We start from the raw sequence: 4,472 nt of genomic DNA, 5'->3' as shown, positions 1-4,472 counted from the left end.
GGGAGGAGCGGCTGACGGTGCTGGACGGGCTGGCGCCGGATTTACCGACGGACAAGCCGCGGTACCTGATGGGTGTCGGTACGCCCAGAGACCTGATCGAAGCCATCGACCGTGGCGTGGACATGTTCGATTGCGTGATGCCGACACGTAACGCCCGCAATGGCCATTTGTTCACCAGTGATGGTGTCGTGCGCATCCGCAATGCGAAGCATCGCGAGGATCCCGCACCGCTGGACGCCAGCTGTTCCTGCTACACCTGCCGGAATTACTCGCGCGCCTATCTCTACCACCTGCATCGCTGCAACGAGATTCTTGGCGCGAGGCTGAACACCATCCACAACCTCCACCACTACCTGGATCTGATGCGGCACGCGCGCGAGGCCATCGAGCAGGGCCGATGGGCCGCGTTCCGGGATGCGATGCTGCGCCGCTACGCGACTCCGCCCGGTGCGTGATTGCTAGGGAAACCCGGCCCGTTCCATTCGGATTGCGCCTGATTACAGGCCATGCAGCGTTGCTCGTCGTTCATTTGGAATAACCAAACTTCGCTCCTCGCGCCTTGCATGGCCTGTATTCAGGCAGCAACTTGGCGGTGGGAATAAATCGGTGTTTCCCTAGGTGCCGAGCAGCGCCTGCATTGCATCGACATGGCGGGCCAGCGCCTGCGTGCCGGTCTCGGTCAGCGCGTACCAGGTCACCGGTTTCCTAGCCTCGAAGGTCTTTTCGGCCGAGATGTAACCGGCGTCCTCCAGCTTGCGCAACTGCGCGCCGAGACTCCCGTCGGTTTGGTCCAGCAGGGTCTTGAAGCGGGTGAAATTGATCCGGTCCTGCTTGCGCAGCAGCACGCAGATCGCCAGCCGGATTCGATGTTCCAGCAGTCGATCTAGGTCCGCGAGGGCCTCCGGGTTCATGCGTCCGCGCGGCTGCGAACGGCGGCGATGAGCAGGCTGACGCACATCAGGATGCCGGTTGCCGTCCAGGTGTAGGGCGGTGCGACCAGTACCAGAACGACATAGCCGATCGCCAAAATGGCCGCCGGCACGACCAGCATCCGATCCAGGTGGGTTGCGGCCAGTCCGTAGACAAGCGCGGCGATCAGGAGGAAATTGCTGCTGAGCCAGGCGATCGGCATGCCGTTGATCGCTGGCAGCATCGCAAGAAAGAACGCGATCGCGGCCAGGCCCCAATGCCAGCCGTATCGCGCCGCGAGCGCCTGGTTGGTCGCACCCTCGCGGCGGCTGGCGCGATGTCCCAGCGCGAAGCTGAGCAGGCCGCCGACGGGGCCCGCAATGCCCCAGAACAGCCCGGTCACCTGCGGCCGGATGTCGGGCAGGGAAAATCCGATCAGCGTGATCACCGCCCACAGGACGTAGATTGCCGGGACGCCGCGGTCGAAGTTTGCTTTCCGGACGACATTGGCGACATAGGCGAGATCGTCCTTGGTGGTGGCTTGATGTTGCATGGTTGTCTTCGAGTTCTCTGAAATTCAGAGTAGATGATGCCTTCCAAGCCTGCGCTTGTAAAGTGCTTTCATTTTGAAAGTTGAGTGTGCCCGGGCGGTGGCACAATCGCGAGATGGGAGACGAAACAATGCAGATCGCGCTATCGGCGGCAGAGGTCGAGCGGCTGTTGCACGCCGGGTTGCCGGGCGCGAGTCACCTCAAGGTGGTTGCGCTGGAGCCGGGGGCGGTGACCGTGCGGATGCCGGTGAATGACCTGATGGTCCGGCCGGGCGGGACGTTGTCCGGCCCATCGATGTTCGCGGCGGCGGATGCGGCGATGTACGCGGTGATTCTCGGGCATCTCGGCGCGGAACTGCTGGCCGTGACGACCGATACCAATATCCACTTTCTGCGCCGGCCCGCGATGCAGGATATCGAGGCGCGTGCGCGAATTCTGAAGCTGGGGCGGCGCCTGATCATCTGCGCCGTCGACATCCATACCGTGGATGACCCGGAACCGGTGGCGGTCGCCACCGGAACCTATTCGGTGCCGCCCAGGCCGGTGATTCCCGGGCCCTAGGCGGTTTTCGCGAGCGGGTTAGCCGCGTTCGAGATTGCGGAACGCGCGGTTCAGTTCCAGATCCTTGGACGACAGATAGGCTTCCAGCCCGCGCAGCTTGCGCTCCAGATGGTCGAAGTCGTCCTCGACGTCATGCAGGTTCGGTGTGTACCCGTCGTCGTCGAAGGCCTCGCTCTCCATCGGGTCGTCGACCGGAATGTCGCGAACGCCCGCCTTGGGTTTCCGTGGCAGCAGGCAGGCCGCGACGATATACGCGATGAACACCGGCCAGGACAGGAAGATCAGGCCCAGCACCATGATGATCCGGACGACCTTGCGATCAACGTCGAAGTAGGTCGCCAGGCCGGCGCAGACGCCGGCGATCCAGCCGTTGTCCGGGTCGCGGTGCAGATTGAGTGAGCGGGTGCGTTTCATGATTTGTGTCTCCAGCCGGGGACTTCGGCATCGAGGATGGCTTCCAGGGCCTCCAGGCGATGACGCATGCGGCGTGCGGACTGCTCGAGTTGCCGGATTTTGGCGTCCTGGTCCTCCGAGCTGACCGGTTTGTGCCGCTTCCAGATCGTGATGTAGTGGAACGCGATCCAGATCGGCGCAACGACGACCAGCAGGATGACGAGCAGTGGAAAGAGTTCGTCCATCGGACTCCCTAGCCTTTCATGGATGATGGATTAGTCAGAAGGGGTGTCCGGCGTGCGAACACGGGCCTTCAACGCCGCCAGCTCCTCTTCAACCTGCTCCGAACTTTCCAGCTCGGCAAATTCGTCCTTCAGGTTCTGGCGACCCAGATCATACGATTCCGCTTCGGCTTCTAGCGAGTCGATGCGGCGCTCGTAGGCTTCGAACTGCGCCATGGCGTCGTCGATCTTCTCGCTGTTGACCTGCTGCTGCACGCGAACCCGCGCCGTGGCCGACCGCTTGCGCATGACGATGGTCTTCTGACGCGCCTTGGCGTCGGCCAGTTTGCTCTTGAGCTTGGCGATGTCGGCATCGAGCTTTTCCTGCTCGGCTTCCAGCGCGTTCAGCTCTTCGCTGATCTCGCTTTGCACGTCGACAATCCGCTGCTTCGCCAGCAGCGCGGCGCGCGCCAGATCATCACGATCATGTCGCAATGCCAGTTCGGCCTTGCGCTCCCATTCCGCGGCGTCGCGGTTCAGGGCGTTGCGCTTGCGCTCCAGCGTCTTCTTGCGGGCGATGGTGCGCACGGAGGTCGAACGGACCTCCACCAGCGTGTCTTCCATTTCCTGAATGATCAGCCGGACCAGCTTTTCCGGGTCTTCGGCCTTGTCCAGCATGGCGTGCATGTTGGAGTTGATGATGTCGGACAGTCGTGAGTAGATTCCCATGGTCGGCTCCAGGTCGATGGTGAATACGGGTCTGCCTTAGTCGGCTTTCTTCGGCGTGGGCTGCTCGACGGTGACGACGTCACGTGTCGGTTCCGGCAGTACCGGCCGAAGAATGCGGAAGGCTTCGTCCTTGATGTGCTCGAGGGCGCGGTTGCCCTGCGACGCGATGGCATGCGACGTCGCCGCGTGAATGGCCTCGCGCACGTTCGGTGCGGCGTGAGCGTTCGAGGAAAGGCTGGCGGCAACAACGGCGGCGATGGCGATAGTGCGGATCATGTCGTAACTCCCTGTGGCGGTGTTTTGCTTACACCCTCTCTATTCCAACACCTGTGCCAGTTTTTTATTTTGTCATAACTATCTGATAATAAAGGAAATTATAGTTTCTCCGCTGTCTCGCCCGTTGCTCTTCGTGGTGTTTTGAACCAGGATTCGGTGAAATTCGCCAGGTTGGTAGCGCATGGATCGAGAAGCAGACTCCCTGATCGGTGAATCCGAGGCGTTTCTCGATTTGCTCGAGCGTCTTTCGCAGGTGGCGCCTCTGGCGAAGCCGGTGCTGGTCATCGGCGAACGGGGCACCGGCAAGGAGCTGGTGGCCGCGCGGCTCCACTATCTGTCGGAGCGCTGGGACCGGCCGTTCATCAAGCTCAACTGCGCCGCAATCAATGAGGAGTTGCTGGAGTCCGAGATGTTCGGACACATCGCCGGTGCCTATACCGGTGCCAGCAAATCCAGGGCGGGGCGCTTCGAGACCGCGGATGGCGGCACGTTGTTTCTCGACGAGCTGGCTTCGATGTCGCTGCGGCTGCAGGAGAAACTGTTGCGCGTGGTCGAATACGGCGAGTTCGAACGGGTCGGGTCCAACGAAACGCGAGAGGTCGATGTCCGCATCGTCGGCGCCGCCAACGTCGATCTACCCGCGCTGGCGTCAGAGGGCCGGTTTCGCGAGGACTTGCTCGATCGCCTGTCGTTCGACGTGCTGACGCTCCCCCCGCTGCGCTACCGGCAGGAGGACATTCTTCCGCTCGCGGAGCATTTCGCCCGGGGCATGGTGAAGCAGCTGCGGCAGGAGTTCTTCGCGGGATTCACGGGTGGCGCCGCGGCGACACT

9 protein-coding genes are annotated in these 4,472 nt (G+C 62.4%); 3 read left to right on the top strand and 6 right to left on the bottom strand.

Features of this window, described 5'->3' with window-relative positions; genetic code table 11:
* Nucleotides 1–455: tRNA guanosine(34) transglycosylase Tgt (locus ABNS06_RS15085; protein ID WP_348675419.1), on the top strand; the 455-nt coding region annotated here is incomplete at its 5' end.
* A gap of 159 nt (nt 456–614) precedes the next feature.
* Here ABNS06_RS15085 and ABNS06_RS15080 read toward each other — a convergent pair.
* Both ABNS06_RS15080 and ABNS06_RS15075 read right to left on the bottom strand, forming a co-directional pair.
* Entirely contained in the window at nt 615–911 is a 297-nt protein-coding gene (locus ABNS06_RS15080; protein WP_348675418.1) for a transcriptional regulator, read from the bottom strand.
* Nucleotides 908–1,462, bottom strand: coding sequence for a hypothetical protein (locus ABNS06_RS15075; RefSeq protein WP_348675417.1), 555 nt, complete (start codon nt 1,460–1,462; stop codon nt 908–910). Before ABNS06_RS15075 ends, ABNS06_RS15080 begins: the two co-directional genes overlap by 4 nt.
* A gap of 128 nt (nt 1,463–1,590) precedes the next feature.
* Here ABNS06_RS15075 and ABNS06_RS15070 point away from each other — a divergent pair, with 128 nt between their 5' ends.
* Nucleotides 1,591–2,022, top strand: a complete 432-nt coding sequence (locus ABNS06_RS15070; RefSeq protein WP_348675416.1) for a PaaI family thioesterase — start codon at nt 1,591–1,593, stop codon at nt 2,020–2,022.
* An 18-nt stretch (nt 2,023–2,040) separates the two neighbouring features.
* On the opposite strand, the gene ABNS06_RS15065 is transcribed toward ABNS06_RS15070, so the two are convergent.
* Genes ABNS06_RS15065 through ABNS06_RS15050 form a run of 4 tightly spaced genes read right to left on the bottom strand, consistent with a single transcriptional unit; the run spans nt 2,041 to nt 3,641 of the window.
* On the bottom strand, nt 2,041–2,436 hold the full coding sequence (locus tag ABNS06_RS15065; protein WP_348675415.1) for a PspC domain-containing protein: 396 nt from the start codon (nt 2,434–2,436) through the stop codon (nt 2,041–2,043).
* Nucleotides 2,433–2,660: an envelope stress response membrane protein PspB gene (gene pspB / locus ABNS06_RS15060; RefSeq protein WP_348675414.1), complete on the bottom strand. Its 228-nt coding sequence runs from the start codon at nt 2,658–2,660 to the stop codon at nt 2,433–2,435. The genes ABNS06_RS15065 and pspB overlap by 4 nt, the downstream gene beginning before the upstream one ends.
* A gap of 30 nt (nt 2,661–2,690) precedes the next feature.
* Nucleotides 2,691–3,365, bottom strand: coding sequence for a phage shock protein PspA (gene pspA, locus ABNS06_RS15055; protein WP_348675413.1), 675 nt, complete (start codon nt 3,363–3,365; stop codon nt 2,691–2,693).
* 36 nt (nt 3,366–3,401) lie between these two features.
* Nucleotides 3,402–3,641 (bottom strand): hypothetical protein, encoded by a 240-nt coding sequence (locus ABNS06_RS15050; protein WP_348675412.1) that lies wholly within the window; start codon nt 3,639–3,641, stop codon nt 3,402–3,404.
* Between the two features lie 181 nt (nt 3,642–3,822).
* On the opposite strand from ABNS06_RS15050, the gene ABNS06_RS15045 reads away from it, so the two are divergent.
* The coding region (locus tag ABNS06_RS15045; protein WP_348675411.1) for a sigma 54-interacting transcriptional regulator at nt 3,823–4,472 on the top strand (650 nt) is incomplete at its 3' end.

Source organism: uncultured Abyssibacter sp. (assembly GCF_964000955.1).
Lineage (GTDB): Bacteria > Pseudomonadota > Gammaproteobacteria > Nevskiales > OUC007 > Abyssibacter.
This window is presented reverse-complemented; position numbering and strand designations above follow the sequence as displayed.

Bases quoted from the DNA above. Each gene is read 5' to 3' on its own strand.
- ABNS06_RS15080 (WP_348675418.1), bottom strand. From the start codon at position 911: ATGAACCCGGAGGCCCTCGCGGACCTAGATCGACTGCTGGAACATCGA.
- ABNS06_RS15075 (WP_348675417.1), bottom strand. From the start codon at position 1,462: ATGCAACATCAAGCCACCACCAAGGACGATCTCGCCTATGTCGCCAAT.
- ABNS06_RS15070 (WP_348675416.1), top strand. From the start codon at position 1,591: ATGCAGATCGCGCTATCGGCGGCAGAGGTCGAGCGGCTGTTGCACGCC.
- ABNS06_RS15065 (WP_348675415.1), bottom strand. From the start codon at position 2,436: ATGAAACGCACCCGCTCACTCAATCTGCACCGCGACCCGGACAACGGC.
- pspB (WP_348675414.1), bottom strand. From the start codon at position 2,660: ATGGACGAACTCTTTCCACTGCTCGTCATCCTGCTGGTCGTCGTTGCG.
- pspA (WP_348675413.1), bottom strand. From the start codon at position 3,365: ATGGGAATCTACTCACGACTGTCCGACATCATCAACTCCAACATGCAC.
- ABNS06_RS15050 (WP_348675412.1), bottom strand. From the start codon at position 3,641: ATGATCCGCACTATCGCCATCGCCGCCGTTGTTGCCGCCAGCCTTTCC.